Here is a 17,011-nt window from a genome sequence, read left to right as displayed (position 1 = left end):
ATTCACTTACCGTCGGCCCGACTCGTGGCTGGTATGCACGTCGTTGTCATCGGTGCGGGCGAGGTCGGCACGTCCATCGCGGGCAGCCTCGCCGAGTCTCACGATGTCGTCGTCATCGATATCGACGAGGACCGCGCCGAGCAACTCAAATACGAACTCGACGTGATGACCCTCGCCGGGGACGGCACGTCGCTTTCGACGCTCCGGAAGGCCGGCGTCGAAGGAACGGACATGGTCATCGCCAGTACGGACGACGACCGAACGAACCTCGTCGCCTGCGAGACGGCCAAGACCATCGCCGACCCCTTCACCATCGCCCGAACGAAGAGCGTCGAATACCTCCGAACGTGGGAGATAACCAAGGAGGCATTCGGCGTCGACTTCATGGTCTGTTCGGACCTGCTGTCCGCCGAGAACATCGTCCGCGTCGTCGGGCTTCCGGCGGCTGTCGACGTCGACCCCTTCGCCGGAGGCGAGATTCAGATGGCCGAATTCGAGATCATGGAGGACAGTCCCCTCGCCGGCCAGACCGTCGCGGAGGCCGACCGCTTCGAATCGCTGACCTTCGCGGGCATCTTCCGGGACGACGAGATGATCCTCCCGCAGGGGGCGACCGAAATTAGGGCCGGCGACCGCGCGGTCGTCATCGGGAGTCCCACGAGCGTTCAGGGCTTTGCCTCGGATCTGGCGCCCGAGAAGACGCCGGGTGAGGCCGACGAGATCGTCATCATCGGCGGGTCGGAGATCGGCTATCATACGGCCCGACTGCTCGAAGCACGCGGCCTGAAGCCGCGTCTCATCGAACAGGACCACGCCCGGGCCCGCTATCTCGCCGAGGAGTTGCCGAACACGCTCGTGATGGAACACGACGCGACCGACACCGAATTCCTGGCCCGCGAACACGTCGACGAGGCCGACATCGTCGTCGCGGCGCTGGATTCAGACGAGAAAAACCTGCTCGTATCGGTGTTGGCCAAACGGATGGGGACCGACCGCGTCGTCGCGGTCGTCGACAGCGCCGATTACGTCCCGCTGTTCGAGGAAATCGGTATCGACGTCGCCATCAACCCTCGGAAGGTCACCGCCGAGGAGATCACGCGCTTTACCCACGAGGGTGTCGCCGAGAACATCTCGGTCCTCGAAAACGACCAGGCAGAGGTGCTGGAACTCGAACTCTCGGCGGAGTGTCAACTGGTCGGGCGGCCGATAGAGGAGGCCGTCGCCGACCTCGACGGTGACATCGTCATCGGCGCGATTCGGCGAAACGGCGAGAACGTCATCCCGAGGGGTGATACGGTGCTCGAAGTGGGCGACCACATCGTCGTCTTCGTCGAGACTGCCTTCGTCGACGAGTTGACCTCGTTGGCATAATGGGGTACGTTCGCGTCGATTGGCGGGCGAGCCTCGACCTCACGGGGCGGGTACTCATCTATCTGGCCGGGCCGCTGAGTTTTCCGCTGGCGCTTGCAGTGTACTACGGGGAAGCGCTCGTGCCGTTTCTTTCGGCCATCGCCGTGACGCTGCTCGTGGGACTGGTGATGCGGAAGCTTCCCGGCGACCCCGGCGACCTCGGCCCGCGAGAGGCGTTTCTGGCCGTCTCGCTCATCTGGTTGCTCGTGGCCACCGTCGGCGCGATACCCTTCTACGTCGCGGGGACGGGCATCCTCTCGCATCCGGTCGACGCGATGTTCGAGGCGATGAGCGGGCTGACGACGACGGGCGCGACCGTCCTGTTGGACTTCTCGGTTCACTCGAAGTCGATTCTGATGTGGCGGCAGGTCCTCCAGTGGCTCGGCGGACTCGGAATCCTCATTCTGGTGACGGCGGTGCTCTCGGAGTTGGGGGTCGGTGGCGCCCAGTTGATGGAGACGGAAACCCAGACCCGGAACGTCAACAAGCTAACGCCGCGCATCTCGGAGACGGCACAGCTCCTGTGGAGTCTGTACGTCGCCCTGACGGCGCTGGCTATCGCCGTGTACTACGGCCTGCACCTCGTCGGACTGGCGCCGAACATGGGGCTGTACAACGCCGTCGCACACGCCTTCACGTCCGTCTCGACGGCCGGCTTCTCGCCGGAACCGGACAGCGTCGGGGCGTTTACGCCTATCGTCCAGTGGGCGGTCATCCCGTTCATGCTCGTCGGGTCGACGAGTTTCGTGTTGCTGTATTTCGCCATCAACGGCGAGCCGATGCGCCTGCTCCGCAACGAGGAGTTCCACTTCTATCTCGGTGTCGTCGGCGTCGGGACGGGGTTGGTTGCGGCGAGCATCCTGTTCGACCCCTCGACCAACTACGGCGCCGAGGAGACGATTCGACACGCGCTTTTCAACGTCGCCTCCATCGTGACGACGACGGGCTATGCGAGCGCGGATTTCGAACTCTGGTCGCCCGCCGCCAAGCACGTCCTGTTTCTCAGCATGTTCATCGGCGGGATGGCGGGGTCGACGACCTGTTCGATCAAGTCGCTTCGGTGGCTCGTCGCGGTCAAAACGCTCAAGCGGGTGCTGTTCACGAGCATCCATCCCGAAGCCGTCCGCCTCGTTCGTATCAGCGGTAACACGGTCGACGAAGAGGTGATTCGAGATATCTTCACCTATCTGCTTTTGAGTCTCATCGCCTTCTTCCTGCTGACGGTGTTCATCGTCGTCGACGGTGCACGAACCGGTACGGTCACCGAATTCGAAGCATTGAGTGGCGCGGCCTCGACGCTTCTGAATATCGGGCCGGCGTTCGGTGACGCTGGCCCCTACGGAACCTACGCGAGTTATCCCCGCACTACGCGCTTCGCGATGATCTTCGTGATGTGGATCGGCCGAATCGAATTCATCCCCGTATTGGTCCTGTTCACGAAGGCGTTCTGGACGTCGTAGGTAATGTTGCCCGTTTATTATGCGCGAATGAGACGACACCGCTAATGGAGGTTATCGCATCGTGACGTTCCGGGTCCGGTGGCAAACGGCCCTCAGTCTCGTCGGGACGGTTATCAAATATCTCGCTGTGGCGATGCTCGTACCCCTTTTCGTTTCTGTCGTCTACGGGGAGGACATCTGGGTTTTCATCGTCTCGATGGTGCTGACTGTCAGTATCGGCTTTGCCCTCGAACAGCTCGACCCGGACCCCGAGGTCGAGGCACCGGAGGCGCTCGCACTCGTCAGTCTCTCGTGGATCGCCGTCGCCGTCGTCGGGGCGGTGCCGTACCTGCTTGCTGGCTACGGAACCGCCTCGACGCTCGCCCATCCGGTGAACGCTCTGTTCGAGTCCATGTCGGGCTTCACGACGACCGGAGCGACCGTCATGGGTGATATCAGCTTCGAGCAGCACTCACACGCGCTTTTGATGTGGCGGCAACTCACACAGTGGCTCGGCGGGATGGGGATCATCGTTCTGATGATCGCTATCCTTCCCGAGTTGGCCGTCAACGGCGCCCAGTTGATGCAGGCGGAGGCGCCGGGGCCGGAACTCCAGAAGCTCACCCCCCGAATCGCCGAAACGGCGCGGGCACTTTGGATCGTTTATTTCGGCTTTACCATCGTCTACATCGTCCTACTGTACGCGCTCCATCTCGCGGGGATGGCGCCGAACATGGGGCTGTACAACGCCGTCGCCCACGGCTTTACGACGCTTCCGACGGGCGGGTTCTCCCCGGAGGCCGACAGTATCGCGGCCTTCTCGGCGGCCGTCCAGTGGGTCGTTATCCCGTTCATGTTCGTCGCTGGCGTCAACTTCGCGCTGTTCTGGCACGTCCTGCAGGGCGAGATACGCGAACTGGCGGATAACGCCGAGTTCCGCTGGTATGCCGGCGCGACGGCGGCGGTGACCGGCGTGACCGCCGCACTGCTTTTCTCGGGGTCGGCTCCGGTACTGGACCTCGGCGGTGCCACGGAGGGCGTGGCTGAAAACTCTCTGCGACAGGGCCTCTTTCAGGTCGTCTCGTTGCTGAACTCGACCGGATACGCGACGAGCGATTTCGCACAGTGGGATGCGAACGCCCAGATCGTACTCCTCTTTGCGATGTTCATCGGTGGGTCCGCGGGCTCGACCGGCGGTGGCGTGAAGGTCGTCCGCTGGCTGGTCGTCCTCAAAGGGATTCAGCGGGAACTGTACAACACGGCGCGGCCGAACGTCGTCGAACCGATACGGCTCGGCGGCGCGGTCCTCGACGAGGACGCCGTTCGTGGTATCTTCGCCTTCACGATCCTCTATCTGTTGACGTTCGGGGTCGCGACGGTGCTCCTCGCGCTGGATGCGTCCCGAATCGGCTACGACCTCACGACGTTGGAGGCGCTGAGTGCCTCGATAGCGACCCTCGGGAACATCGGCCCGGGCTTTGGCTCGCTCGGCCCCTTCGGAAGCTACCTCAAGTTCCCCGATACCTCGAAGTTGCTGATGGTCGGGCTGATGTGGTTGGGGCGACTCGAAATCGTGCCCGTGTTGGCCCTGCTCGTGGGAACGACCCGCGAGTGATCAGGGCCGCAGACCGTAGACGAGCGCTCGGCCGAACACGAGCACGGGAATGATTTCGAGGCGGCCGACCCACATGTTCAGGATGAACATCGCCTCGGCAAGCGGGGGCATCGAGGGTCCGGTGATGCCTGCCGAGAGGCCGACGTTGCCCTGTGCGCTCGCGACCTCGAAGAGGGCGTCGGCGTAACTGAAATCCGGCCCGACGACGTTGACGAGGACGAAACTCGATGCGGCCAGAAGCGATAGCCACAGGACGCCGACGATGGCCGCCTCGCTGAACTCCCGGTCCATCTGGGTTCGGGTGAGCGTTCGGTCGCCGACTTTTGCGGTCCGAACGGCACTATCCGGCAGGAAGACACGCGCGAACTGCCATTTTATTCCCTTCGCGATGAGGTAGGCGCGGATGACCTTGATGCCCCCGACGGTCGACCCCGCGGCCCCGCCGACGACCATCGCCCCGGACACGAGGAGTTTGCCACCGGGCGTCCAGTTACCGATCGGTGACGACTGGAACCCGGTGCAGGTGAGCGCGCTGACGAACTGGAAGGTGCCGTCCCGGACCGCGTCGGCCTGTGCGGTCGTTATGAATGGTGCAAGCAGGTCCGGAACGGCGGCGGTGCGCCCGAGCGGTCCCGTCTGGCCGATGAACAGCAGGTTCTGTGCCGACAGCGCGACGACACCGATACCGAGCAGGGCGAACAGCCACCGCGTCTGGAGGTCGTCGAACAGTTCGCTCGGGGCCCGCTCCGAGAGGACCGCGAAATGGATGGGGAAGGCGATGGCTCCGAGCGCCATCACCGGTAACAGCACCCCCTCGATGAGCGGCGAGTTGTACGTCCCGATGGAGTTGTCGGTGACGCTGAACCCGCCCGTTGCAAGCCCCGTCATAGCGTGGTTCAGCGCTTGCCATGACGCCTCGAAGAGGGTAAGGCTGCTTCCGTAGTCACTGAGACGAATCGCGACGAAGAGGACGCCCACGGAAACGATGGTGTAGGCGACGAAGATCTTCCAGACGGTTCGCACCGTCGAGACGATGCTCGGATGGATGCGCCGTTCCCGCGTCTCGCTTTTATAAAGCGTGTAGCTCCCACTCCCGGGACGCGAGAGGATGGCGACGGTGAGGACGATGACGCCGACGCCGCCGACCCACTGGATGACCGACCGCCACCACTGAATCGCCCGCGGGAGCGTGGGCTCGTGGACGGCCATCGTGAGGCCGCTGCCGGTCCAGCCACTCATCGATTCGAATAGCGCGTGTAGCGGATGGCGGAAATACAGGAGGCTCGAGGATTCGAAGCCGGCGGCGTTGGCGGTCGCCGCGGCGACCGAGGACGGCGTGAAGTGCGCCGTCAGCAGGAAGGGTAACGCGCCGAAGACGGCCGTGAAAAACCAGCCTGCAGCGGCGATGACCATCCCGTGTTTCATCAGCGGGTCCGGCGCGTCGAGGAACCGTAGCCGAGTGAACCCCCCGACGCCCGCCGTGATACCCCCAGAAACGAGGAAGGCCAGCGCGGCGTACCACTCCCGAAAGACGAGTGCGACACCGAGACTGATGGTCATCACGAGCGCCTGTATCAACAGCAGCGACCCGACGTCACGGGCGATGATCTCGAGGTCCTGCCTGCGTGTCCGGGTCATGTTATTCGGTGAAGACGTCGAGGATGGCTTCCGTAACGCCGGTTTCCGAATAGACCGTAACGACGTCTCCGACCTGAACGGATGTCCCACCGCGTGGCGTGATGGGGTTCTCCGTTTCCTCGCGTTCGATGGCGACGACGAGCATGTCGTCGGTCAACAGGCCGTCGGCCGCCGCTTCGGCTATCGTCTTTCCGACGATTGGCGCGCCCGGTTCGACGACGATTTCGAAGACCTCGGCATCCTCGCCGATGTGCATGAAGTCGACGACGGAGGGCCGTTGAACGGTCCGAAAGAGGTATTCGGCGATGAGTCGCTGGGGGTTCTGCATCGTATGGACGCCGATCTGCTGATAGACGTTCATGTGATCGGGGTCGTGGACGACCGAGATAATCTGCGGAACGTCCAGTTCCTGTGCGAGGAGACAGACCATGATGTTGGTCGCATCGTGGTCAGTCGTCGAGATGATGGCGTCCGCCTGGTCGGCGCCCGCATCGGCCAGTGTCTCCTTGCTGGTCGCATCGTCGTTGAGGACGAGACAGTCGAACTCGCTTGCCGCCATCTCGGCTCGTTCGGCATCGTTCTCGATGACGACTACTTCGTTGCCGCTACGAGTCGCCATTTCGATGAGCGGCGTCCCGATATCACCCGCACCGACGATGACGATATACATTCGGTCGTCGTTCTCCCTGCCGGGTAGAAAAGCTACCGCTACAGCGATATCCGAGGTACGACCGGCGGTCGTGGGACAGGTTTTCGGTCCGCCCCTACGATTCCGACATATGCGACGGATTCGCCGACGGGCCGCCTATTATATACTGTTCATCAGCGTCCTCATCGTCGTTTCGGCGATGCTGTACGACGTCGGAATGCGAACCTTCGAACCGGGGCCGTATCCCCCGGAGGGAACCAGCATCTCGCTGCTGCATTCGATGCAGGTCGTCGTCGAGACGTTCACCGCGACCGGCTACGGGTCGGACTCGCCGTGGCAGAGCCCACAGATGAACGTCCTCGTGATGCTGCTGGACATCACGGGCGTTGGCCTGTTCTTCCTCGCGCTTCCGGCCGTCCTGCTGCCGCTGTTTCAGGAGGCGCTGTCGCCGTCGCTGCCGACGGCCGTCGACGAGGGCCTCTCGGACCACGTCGTCGTCTGTGCGGACACGACCCGGTCCGAGGCGGCTATCGACGAACTGCAAGCCAACGGCGTCGGGTACGTCCTCGTCGTTCCGGACCGCGAGCGCGCGACCGACCTCCGAAACGACGGCTACGATGTCATCCACGGCGACCCCGAGGACATCGAGACGCTGGCGGACGCCAACCTCCCCGACGCGCGGGCGCTCGTGGCCGACGTGTCCGACCGCGTCGACGCGAGCATCGTCCTTACCGCCAAGGAACTGGTCGACGACGTGGAGATAATCAGCGTCGTCGAGGACCCCGACGTGGCGGCCTACCACCGACTGGCGGGCGCCGACCACGTCCTCACGCCGCGGCAACTGCTGGGCCGGAGCCTCGCCGAGAAGATAACGACGGCCGTCAGAACGGACCTCGGGGAGGACGTCCAGCTGGGCGAGGAGATCGAGATCGCCGAGGTGCCGGTCCGGCAGGGAAGCGACCTCGTCGGGCGCTCCATCGCCGACAGCAACCTCCGGGAACGGTACGGCGTGAACGTTATCGGGACGTGGGTCCGCGGGGAGTTCGAGACGCCACCGCCCGCCGAGAAACCGCTGGAGCGCGGGACGATACTGCTCGTCGTCGGGGGACGAACGGGCCTCGAACGGCTCAAGGAGGCCGCGTTCTCGACGGTCCGGCGGTTCAGGAAGGGCAAGACGGTTCTGGTCGGCTACGGCGAGGTGGGACAGACGGTCGCCGAGCGACTCTCCGAAGCGGATATCCCACACACCATCGTGGACCGGCGGGACCACGACGCGGTCGACATCGTCGGGGATGCCACCGACCCGGAGACGCTGAAGCGTGCCGGCCTCGCGCGCGCCCGCTCGGTCGTCTTCGCGCTGCCCGACGACACGACGACGGAGTTCGCGACGCTCGTCGTCCGGGACCTCGATTCCTCCGTCGAGGTCATCGCCAGAGCCGAGAAGACCCGGGCGGTGGCCAAGACCTACCGCGCGGGGGCCGACTACGTGCTCTCGCTGGCGACGGTGAGCGGCCGGTCCATCGCGACCCGACTCATCAACGACGAGGAGATCCTCTCGCTCGGGACGAACGTCGAAATCGTCCGGACGACCGCCCCCGAACTGACGGGCGAGACGCTCCGGGAGGCGCGGATTCGCGAGCGCACGGGCTGTACCGTCGTCGGCATCGAACGCGACGACGAGGTGGTGACCGACATCGACCCCGATATGCGATTCGGACCGGACGATGCCGTCGTCATCGTCGGGACCGACGACGGGACCAACCGGTTCGCGGAACTGTTCGGCTGAGATTCCGTGAGGGTCGGCGCGTTCCTACCGCACGCGGAGGTCGTAGCCCTCGCCGGCGTCGTAGACCTCGCTGAAAAGCGAATCGACGAAATCGGCGGCGTGTTTGGCGTCGGTGACCGCCGAGAGGTAGACGACGCCCGGTTCGGCCTTGCGGGTGGCCGGCCCCTCGACCTTGAAGACGTGGTAGTCGTCCAAGAGCGTCTCCAGTCGGTCGCGTTCCTCGTCGGTGACCGACAGACAGAGGGTGCGGTCCTCGTAGGTGACGCGGGCGTTGGCGGCCTCGAAGACGACCGACTCGTCGTCCTTGCGGGCGGCGACGATGGCGCCGACCAACTCCCGTCGGCGCTCGGCGGCATCCATGAACGACACTCGGTAGCGCACTTATAAGAAGGCGACGCTCGCCGCGTTCAGACAAGTCTTTAATGCCCCGGTAGAAACCGACCGCGTATGAGCCAGCCGAAAATTCTGCTGCTCGGACCGCCGGGCGCCGGGAAGGGTACCCAGTCCAGCAACATCGTCGACGAGTACGACGTCGACCACGTCACGACGGGCGACGCCCTGCGTGCGAACAAGGACATGGAGACCGAACACGGCACGCCGCGGGAGTACATGGAAGCCGGCGAACTCGTCCCGGACCCCGTCGTCAACGAGATCGTCAAGGCCGCCCTCGAAGACGCCGACGGGTTCGTCCTCGACGGCTACCCGCGCAACCTCTCGCAGGCCGAGTACCTCGACGAGATAACGGACCTCGATCTGGTCGCCCTGCTCGACGTCGACCACGACGAACTGGTCGACCGCCTGACGGGCCGCCGGGTCTGCGACGACTGCGGCACCAACTTCCACGTCGAGTTCGCGCCGCCGGAGGAGGAGGGCGTCTGCGACGAGTGTGGGGGCGAACTCATCCAGCGCGACGACGACACCGAGGAGACCGTCGAGGAACGACTCAACGTCTTCGACGAGAACACACAGCCGGTCATCGATTTCTACGACGAGGAGGGCGAACTCGTCCGCATCGACGGCGAGGGGACGCCCGACGAGGTCTGGGCGGACCTCAAGGCCGCCATCGAAGACGCCGCGTAACTGCCGTACGATTCCCTCGTTTTCTCGCCGCCGGAAGACCGTAATACCCACCAGCCGTAGGGCCGGCAATGCGACGGCAACTCGCGGTCATCGCGGTCTGCGGCGTGCTCGTGCTGTCGGGCTGTGCGGCCGTCCAGTTCGACGTCGAGCCACGCGCCGATACCGAACCTGACCCAGCCACCGACTCGACGGCAGCGGCACCCGGGGCGGGCAACCTCGAGGTCCATTTCATCAACGTCGGACAGGCCGACGCCACGCTGCTTCGGACTGACGAGGAGACGATGCTCATCGACTCGGGGGGCTGGCGCGATGACGGCGAGACGGTCATCGACTACCTCGAAGCCCGCGGCGTCGACCGCATCGACCACCTCGTGGCGACCCACGGCCACGCCGACCACATCGGCGGCCACGCGGCAGTCATCGACCACTACGAGACCGAAAAGGACGGCGTCGGCGCGGTCTACGACTCCGGGGTGACCACCACCTCCCAGACCTACGAGCGGTATCTCGATGCCATCGAGCGACACGACGTCGACCTGTTCGAGGTCGCCTCCGGCGACGAGATACCCTTCAACGGAACCGGAACGACGGTCCTCAACCCCGAATCGCCGGGCGGCAAGGAACCCCACCCCAACGGCGTCGCCGTCCACGTCGCCGTCGGCGAGACGGCGTTTCTCTTTACCGGCGACGCCGAACGCGAGACCGAACGGGAGATACTGGACCGCCACGGCGACGCCATCGAGGCAGACGTGTATCAGGCCGGCCACCACGGCTCGGATACGTCTTCGGGCCCCGAATTCCTCGATACCGTCGACCCCGACATCGCGGTCGTCTCCTCGGCCTACGATTCCCAGTACGGTCACCCCCACGACGAACCGCTCCAGCGGTTCGCCGACCGCGATACCGAGGCCGTCTGGACGGCCGTCCACGGGACCGTCGTCATCGAGGCCGACGGCGAGACGATAACGGTCCGAACCCAGCACGACGCCACGACCGACCCGCTGGAGATACAGAGCGCCGACGCTGCGACCGCTGACCCGGCCGACGCGACCGAGGAGCGCTTTACTCTCGGCGACGCGTCGGGCCACGTCGCGCCCGTCGGCGCCCGGAGCGGCCCCAACGGAGTGACACCATGACCCTGAACGGCACCTACACGGCGACGGTCGACCGCATCGAGGAGGAGCAGGCCGTCTTCCTCGTCGAGGACGACGGCGAGACCATCGACGACCGGAACTATCCAGCGTCCGACCTCCCCGAGGGCGTCGAGGAGGGGACGGTCTGCGAGGTGATTTTCGACGAGGGCGTGCTGGTCGGCATCGAACCGCAACCCGAAACGACCGCCAATCGCCGCCAGCGCCTGCGCGAGAAGTTCGACCGCCTCTCGAAACGGCTGGGCGACGAATAGGCCGTTCCGGTCGGGGCGACGACACCGTTCGCGACGGGTCGAAGGTAAAAGGTTGATTACCCGGCCTTTGCTAATACGGTGTAATGGCACGTACCGCCTCGAAAGTGCAGGAACTCGTCCGGGAGGACGCGGAGATGGAAGCGGCCATCGAAACCGTCCTCGACCGGGCCGAGGAAGGGACCGTCTCGTGGGGCGACGTCTCCGACGAACTCACGAGCGGCCAGTGGGGACGGCTCATCGAGAAGGGCATCCTCGTCGACTCCGACGGCGAGGGCTTCGACGTCGAGGACCCCGACGGCGTCCGCGACGCCCTCGAAGACGACGACCTCGAATTTCCCGATTCGCCCGATACCGACTCCTCGTGGACCAAGTGGGACAAGATGGCCGCCGTCGTCTCCGTGTCGATGTTCGCGGGCTATACCTTCGAGGCCGTCCGGAACCCGCTTGCGGAGGTTATCCACATCGCGCTCGGGCCGCTGATTACGGTCTTCGACCTCCCCTTCTTCGCCGTCGTGATGGTGCTGGCACTGTTTACCGGCCTCTACTCGACGCTGCTGCAATCCAACCTCATGAACATGGAGGTCATGGGCGAGTATCAGGAACGGATGAAGGAGATCCAGGAAAAGCGCAAGGAGGCCAAGGAGCGCGGCGACGACGAGGCCGTCCAGCGCATCCAGGAAGAGCAGATGGACGCGATGGCCGACAACCTCGGCATGTTCAAAGAGCAGTTCCGGCCGATGGTCTGGATCATGGTCCTGACCATCCCCGTGTTCCTGTGGATGTACGCCATCATCGGCTTCCGCGGCGAACCGCTGTATCCGGAACTCGCCTCGAGTATCCAGCCCATGACCCTGCCGCTCGCCGGCGAAACCGGTTGGAACACCAGCCTCCTCGGGCCCATCCAGACGTGGATCGTCTGGTACTTCGTCTGCTCGATGTGCTTCACGCAGGTCATCCGGAAGGCGCTGAACATCCAGACGTCGCCGACGTAATCCAGCGGTTTCCTGATTTTTCGGTTCGCACCCGGGCGCTTTTCGGTCGCGCTTCTACGCCCCGACGGCCACCACCTCGGAGAGCGTCCTCTCGCGTCTCAGCGTGCCAATCAACCCCTCCCACCCCGGTTCAGAAGAGTAACCTCTTTCAATCGCACCGGCGCAGTACTGATATGTTGATAACCATCTCCGGCCCCGCCGGCAGCGGCAAGAGCACGGCTGCCGCCGCGTTGGCCGAAGCGCTGGATTACGACCACGTAAGCGGTGGTGACATTTTCCGCGAACTGGCCGACGAACGCGACATGACGCCGCTGGAGTTGAACAAGGCGGCCGAGGAGAACGACCAGATCGACCGCGACCTCGACCGCCGGCTCCGCAACATCGCCGAGACCCGCGACGACCTCGTCCTCGAATCCCGCCTGGCCGGCTGGATGGCCGGCGACTACGCCGACTTCCGCATCTGGCTCGACGCGCCGCTTTCGGTCCGCGCCGAGCGCATCGCCGACCGCGAGGACAAATCCGCCGAACTCGCCCGCAAGGAGACGCTCGAACGGTCGAAAAGCGAGGCCCGACGCTACCTCGAATACTACGACATCGACATCGACAACCTCGGCATCTACGACCTCGCGCTCAACACTGCCCGCCTCTCCCCGGAGGGCGTCCTCGACGTCCTCCTGACGACGCTGGATGCCTACGAGGGCGAGGCCGACGAGGGCAAAGCACCCATCGAGAACGTCCGGTACGACTTTTGACCATGCGCGAACGTGGCCCGCCCGGGGAACGCGACCCCGAAACCCTGCTGGAGTTCGGCGTCGTCAACCTCGACAAACCGGCGGGTCCCTCCGCCCACCAGGTCACCGCGTGGGTTCGCGACATGGCCGGCGTCGACCGGGCGGCCCACGGCGGAACGCTCGACCCCAAGGTCACCGGCTGTCTGCCGATTCTGACCGGCACCGCCACCCGCGCCGCACAGGTGTTCGACGACAGCCGTAAAGGCTACATCTCGGTGCTGGAACTCCACGGCCCGACGCCCAGCGACTTCGAATCGACGCTCGCGGAGTTCGAAGGCCCGCTCTACCAGAAGCCGCCGCGGAAATCCGCCGTCGTGCGACAACTCCGCGTGCGGACGATTCACCGCCTCGATGCGCTGGAAACCGAGGAGCGCCGCGCGCTGCTGGATATCGAATGCGAGAGCGGGACCTACATCCGCAAGCTCTGTCACGACCTCGGGCTCGCGTTGGGCACCGGCGCTCACATGGGCGACCTCCGGCGGTCGAAGACGGGAACTTTCGACGACAGCACGCTCGTCACGCTGCAGGACCTCGCCGACGGCCTCGCTTTCTGGCAGGAGGACGAGGACTCCGAACTCCTCCGGGAGGTCGTCCAACCGGCCGAACGCGCGCTGGAGCACCTGCCCAAACTGACGGTCGCACCCTCGGCGGCCCGCGAAATCGCCGAAGGGGCGCCGGTCTACGCGCCCGGTGTTATCGAGGCCGACCTCGACGATGCGACGGAGGGGGACCTCATCGCCTGCTACACGCCCGACGGGGCCGCGGTCTGTCTCGGTTATCTGGTTGGTGACCCCGACGCGGAGTCCGGGGAAGTCGTCGAGTTGGAACGCGTTCTGGTCTGACCCGATTCGAAACGAAGACGTTAAAGGTCCGACCGCCCTCCCTCGAAATACAGGGACCGTGGGGTAGTGGTATCCTCTGCGCATGGGGTGCGTTGGACCCGTGTTCGAATCACGGCGGTCCCACTCGGCTTATCAGTAAACTACCGTCAATAGACGGTTCTTTATATCCACCTCCAGCCGGAGGTGTTTCTCATGTGCCGGCCAGAGAAGCCTGCTGATGCCGACTCTCAACAGCAGGGCTCCTTCCCGGTTTGTGACACGGGCGGGCACTTTATCGTCGCCGACGAGGATGACTATCCTCGACGACGGGGGGTGCCACGCATAATCCTCCGGCCGGGGCGGTCTCGAAACCATCCTTGACCGCTACAAATGGACCCACCCACCCACCAGCCGCCTAACGGCGTGCGCGCGAGAAAGCTAACTGGCTATGACGCCCGATTTTGCGGGCTTGAGCGTCTGACGAGCGTCATATTTTCGTCGGACTCACCCCTCGAAACAGGGAATGTTTTAAACAAGTAGCCAGAGCGATACCTACCTAAGCGCAGCACGCACGCGAGAAAAACGGAGGCGAGGGTGAGACCCAAGTTCCCCTCTCAACAGTTGTCTGTTGGTGAGGGCGAACATAAACCCCGTGGCGCACTTCTCGCTGTGAAACTGCTGCGTCCGAACCAACCATGCAATTCAAACAACTACTCAACGACGACGACGCAGTCTCGCCGGTTATCGGTGTGATTTTGATGGTAGCAATCACAGTGATTCTGGCCGCTGTGATTGGAACCTTCGTCCTTGGTCTTGGTGACCAAGTTCAGGAAACCGCACCGACCGCACAGTTTAGCTTCGATTACACCGAAAACAATGGCATAACTGATTCGACACTTGATATTTCTCATGATAGTGGCGATTCGGTGCCCAACGCTACGGTCACGCTTGTGAATGATGGAACAACCATCACTAATGGTGACTTAGCGGGAAGCGAATCATGGTTCACTACTACCGATTCGATTTCAGCTGGCGATTCCGCTGCGATTTATAACAATCAAACTGCCAATCTCAATGAACCAGTACGAGTCGTCTGGACCGCTGAAGGCGGTGACCGGTCTTCAACGCTCGCTCAGTGGGAGCCCTAAAGTCACAAATCTATGGATTTCAAGAAATTACTAAAAGACGACGACGCGGTCTCGCCAGTTATTGGTGTGATATTGATGGTCGCAATCACTGTGATTCTCGCGGCCGTAATCGGAACGTTCGTTCTCGGTCTCGGCGATCAGGTTCAGCAAACGGCACCGACTGCACAGTTCAGTTTTGACTATGATTCCGCCAATTCTGAGTTAGATATTACTCACGATGGCGGAAACGGGATTGATGCATCCCAACTGTCTATCGTTGGGAATAACATCCAAGGACCGGGGAGTTCTGGAGACGGATGGACTGTGTTTAATGGTGGCACAAATTCAGAAAGTATGGTTACTGCAGGTAACTCCGCAATAGTCAATTTCAATGGCGATAGCCCCAATAACCAAGCAAGTGTCATCTGGGAATCGTCTGGCGGCGACCGCTCGTCGACACTTGCCGAGTGGGAGAAGTAACGCCAACTAACTGCGTTCAGCTTTTATAGTACTGGCAGCAATAACCGCCGACTATTCTTGATTGAAAAAGACAACAATCTCTGTCCACCTGATTAGCCGTTATTCTCCATCTATATAATCAGATTCCCGTGTCCGTGCGCCTAAATACCCCCCAAACCAACTAAACCCGTGCCCGACGGTTACGACAGCGAGAGTAACGACCCGCCAGTCGAGGTCGACGACCTACCGACGGTGACGTGTTCGCAGTGTTCTCACGAGTGGGACCTCGAATACGAACTCGACGAGTTGCGCGTCGGCAATCAGGCGCTCGAACGGTTCGCGCTGGACCACCACCGCCATACCGGCCACTTCCCCGACGAGATAACGCCGTGGGTCGTCGCCTGCCGGCAGTGTCCGGACGGCGACGAGTTCCTCGACGAGCGGCCGGCCCGCCGCTGGGCGGAGACCCACGCCCGACACACACGCCACAGCGTCACGCTTCGCCACGCTGACGAGGAGAAGTCGGTTATCGACCCCGAATCGTAGTTCATTCGCCGTGGGCCTCGATGGCCGCCCGCCGCAGTCGCGTTCCTTCCTCGCTTTCACACGTTAGTTCCGGCACAGCGACGGGGTCGTTGTCCTCGTCGACGGCGACGAAGACGAAATTCGAATCGGTGGTCCGGGTTCGGTCTCCGGTTTTCGGGTCCTCGTGATAGGCGCGCATGCGGACCGAACAGGAGGTCCGCCCCGCCCGGTAGACGTAGCCGTCGAGATAGAGCGTATCGCCGGAAGGGACCGGTGCGTGGAAGTCGATAGCATCGACGTGGACCGTAACGCACCACTCGCCGGTAAAGCGAATCGCGGACATCGCCGCGGCCTCGTCCATCCAGAGCATCACCATCCCGCCGTGGACGCTGCCGTAGTTGTTCGTATCGTTGGGTTGGACGCGCTGGCGGGTCTGCATCCGCGTCTCGAGAAGGTCGACCATAGAGCGTTCGTTCGGGCGCTATCGGTTTAAAATCGCGTTGCGTGGTAACAACGCTTTTCGAGCCGACGGCCGAGTCCGGGAGTATGACCGATTCAGAAGTCGAGGCGAACGACGTCGGTGTCGACGACGTCCGGAGTCGACTCGAGGACCTCGAAGCGGCGGTCGACGACGAGCACGAGCGCCGCGAGGTTCGGGAGGCCATCCGACTGGTCGACCGGTTGCCGACCGACGGCGTCCGGGACCGCATCGACAAGTTCACGCGCCGGGATATCGCCGAGGCGTTCGTCGGCAGCATCCTCATCTCGCTGCCCATGCTCGTCGAAGACGGCGTCAACGACATCGCCGCCCACCTGCTGGCGGCACCGTCGCTTTTGTTTATAAACCTCGCCTTCGTGGTCGTCATGACCGCTGGGATGCTGTACTACGCGGAGTTCCGGAACGTGGAGGTCAGTCGCCCGCTGTTCGGCATCGTGCCGCGCCGACTGGTCGCCGTCCTCGTCATCGCCTTCGTTACTGCCGCCTTCACCATGACCGTCTGGGGGCGACTCGACGGCTGGACCGACCCGGCCGTCGCGCTGGCGCGGGTATCGGTCGTCTGGGCCGTCGCCTGTTTCGGGGCCGCCCTCGGTGACATCCTGCCTGGCGAGTCGACCGGCGCGGATATCAACGACGAACTCGACGAGTTCGGCGAGCGGCTGGGTATCGGCGACGACGAAGGACTGTTCTGAGGGCGGTTTAGCTGGTTGAAAACCGTGGTTTCCGGCCTTTCATACGAACCATTGTAGTCTATCACCGGCATAGCCGACCCGTA

General features: G+C 63.5%; 18 protein-coding genes and 1 tRNA gene. 15 read left to right on the top strand and 4 right to left on the bottom strand.

Translation table 11 applies throughout. The annotated features are described in order from the left end of the window. The first annotated feature begins 33 nt into the window (after positions 1 to 33). From trkA to U5914_RS11845, 3 genes are all read left to right on the top strand, one after another. A complete protein-coding gene (gene trkA / locus U5914_RS11855) occupies positions 34 to 1,371 on the top strand; it encodes a Trk system potassium transporter TrkA (protein ID WP_336135979.1) in 1,338 nt (445 codons plus the stop codon). Beyond that, positions 1,371 to 2,870 (top strand): TrkH family potassium uptake protein, encoded by a 1,500-nt coding sequence (locus U5914_RS11850; protein ID WP_336135978.1) that lies wholly within the window; start codon positions 1,371 to 1,373, stop codon positions 2,868 to 2,870. Before trkA ends, U5914_RS11850 begins: the two co-directional genes overlap by 1 nt. Before the next feature lie 61 nt (positions 2,871 to 2,931). Next, positions 2,932 to 4,464 (top strand): TrkH family potassium uptake protein, encoded by a 1,533-nt coding sequence (locus U5914_RS11845; protein WP_336135977.1) that lies wholly within the window; start codon positions 2,932 to 2,934, stop codon positions 4,462 to 4,464. Here U5914_RS11845 and U5914_RS11840 read toward each other — a convergent pair whose 3' ends face one another. Continuing rightward, on the bottom strand, positions 4,465 to 6,102 hold the full coding sequence (locus U5914_RS11840) for a TrkH family potassium uptake protein (RefSeq protein ID WP_336135976.1): 1,638 nt from the start codon (positions 6,100 to 6,102) through the stop codon (positions 4,465 to 4,467). 1 nt (position 6,103) lies between these two features. Beyond that, positions 6,104 to 6,772, bottom strand: a complete 669-nt coding sequence (locus tag U5914_RS11835; RefSeq protein ID WP_336135975.1) for a potassium channel family protein — start codon at positions 6,770 to 6,772, stop codon at positions 6,104 to 6,106. Positions 6,773 to 6,881: 109 nt separating this feature from the next. On the opposite strand from U5914_RS11835, the gene U5914_RS11830 reads away from it, so the two are divergent. After that, positions 6,882 to 8,537, top strand: coding sequence for a potassium channel family protein (locus tag U5914_RS11830; RefSeq protein ID WP_336135974.1), 1,656 nt, complete (start codon positions 6,882 to 6,884; stop codon positions 8,535 to 8,537). Positions 8,538 to 8,561: 24 nt separating this feature from the next. Here the strand turns inward: U5914_RS11830 and U5914_RS11825 are convergent, their stop codons facing one another. Then, positions 8,562 to 8,897, bottom strand: coding sequence for a DUF7975 family protein (locus tag U5914_RS11825; protein WP_336135973.1), 336 nt, complete (start codon positions 8,895 to 8,897; stop codon positions 8,562 to 8,564). 87 nt (positions 8,898 to 8,984) lie between these two features. On the opposite strand from U5914_RS11825, the gene U5914_RS11820 reads away from it, so the two are divergent. The 10 genes from U5914_RS11820 (at position 8,985) to U5914_RS11775 (ending at position 15,758) form a co-directional block, all read left to right on the top strand. After that, a complete protein-coding gene (locus U5914_RS11820) occupies positions 8,985 to 9,617 on the top strand; it encodes an adenylate kinase (protein ID WP_336135972.1) in 633 nt (210 codons plus the stop codon). Between the two features lie 68 nt (positions 9,618 to 9,685). Next, complete coding sequence (locus tag U5914_RS11815) at positions 9,686 to 10,753, top strand: ComEC/Rec2 family competence protein (RefSeq protein ID WP_336135971.1); 1,068 nt, start codon at positions 9,686 to 9,688, stop codon at positions 10,751 to 10,753. After that, a complete protein-coding gene (locus U5914_RS11810) occupies positions 10,750 to 11,022 on the top strand; it encodes a DUF3006 domain-containing protein (protein WP_336135970.1) in 273 nt (90 codons plus the stop codon). The genes U5914_RS11815 and U5914_RS11810 overlap by 4 nt, the downstream gene beginning before the upstream one ends. A gap of 83 nt (positions 11,023 to 11,105) precedes the next feature. Next, positions 11,106 to 12,014, top strand: a complete 909-nt coding sequence (locus U5914_RS11805) for a DUF106 domain-containing protein (RefSeq protein ID WP_336135969.1) — start codon at positions 11,106 to 11,108, stop codon at positions 12,012 to 12,014. A gap of 173 nt (positions 12,015 to 12,187) precedes the next feature. Continuing rightward, entirely contained in the window at positions 12,188 to 12,766 is a 579-nt protein-coding gene (cmk, locus tag U5914_RS11800) for a (d)CMP kinase (protein ID WP_336135968.1), read from the top strand. Positions 12,767 to 12,768: 2 nt separating this feature from the next. Continuing rightward, on the top strand, positions 12,769 to 13,647 hold the full coding sequence (locus U5914_RS11795) for an RNA-guided pseudouridylation complex pseudouridine synthase subunit Cbf5 (RefSeq protein WP_336135967.1): 879 nt from the start codon (positions 12,769 to 12,771) through the stop codon (positions 13,645 to 13,647). Between the two features lie 52 nt (positions 13,648 to 13,699). Continuing rightward, positions 13,700 to 13,770, top strand: a tRNA-Pro gene (locus U5914_RS11790). Positions 13,771 to 14,321: 551 nt separating this feature from the next. Then, the gene (locus U5914_RS11785; RefSeq protein ID WP_336135966.1) at positions 14,322 to 14,774 is read left to right on the top strand and encodes a type IV pilin N-terminal domain-containing protein; all 453 of its coding nucleotides are present in this window, start codon (positions 14,322 to 14,324) and stop codon (positions 14,772 to 14,774) included. A 12-nt stretch (positions 14,775 to 14,786) separates the two neighbouring features. Next, positions 14,787 to 15,233, top strand: coding sequence for a type IV pilin N-terminal domain-containing protein (locus U5914_RS11780; RefSeq protein ID WP_336135965.1), 447 nt, complete (start codon positions 14,787 to 14,789; stop codon positions 15,231 to 15,233). A 168-nt stretch (positions 15,234 to 15,401) separates the two neighbouring features. Continuing rightward, positions 15,402 to 15,758, top strand: coding sequence for a DUF8062 family protein (locus U5914_RS11775; RefSeq protein WP_336135964.1), 357 nt, complete (start codon positions 15,402 to 15,404; stop codon positions 15,756 to 15,758). Position 15,759: 1 nt separating this feature from the next. Here the strand turns inward: U5914_RS11775 and U5914_RS11770 are convergent, their stop codons facing one another. Beyond that, the gene (locus U5914_RS11770; protein WP_336135963.1) at positions 15,760 to 16,200 is read right to left on the bottom strand and encodes an acyl-CoA thioesterase; all 441 of its coding nucleotides are present in this window, start codon (positions 16,198 to 16,200) and stop codon (positions 15,760 to 15,762) included. An 83-nt stretch (positions 16,201 to 16,283) separates the two neighbouring features. On the opposite strand from U5914_RS11770, the gene U5914_RS11765 reads away from it, so the two are divergent. After that, positions 16,284 to 16,928: a DUF2391 family protein gene (locus U5914_RS11765; RefSeq protein WP_336135962.1), complete on the top strand. Its 645-nt coding sequence runs from the start codon at positions 16,284 to 16,286 to the stop codon at positions 16,926 to 16,928. Positions 16,929 to 17,011: the final 83 nt, after the last annotated feature.

The sequence above is a fragment of the Natronomonas amylolytica genome (genome assembly GCF_037031205.1).
In the GTDB taxonomy this organism is placed as follows: Archaea; Halobacteriota; Halobacteria; order Halobacteriales; family Haloarculaceae; genus Natronomonas; species Natronomonas amylolytica.
Note: the sequence above shows the minus strand (reverse complement) of the source record. Positions and strands in the feature narration are given on the sequence as shown.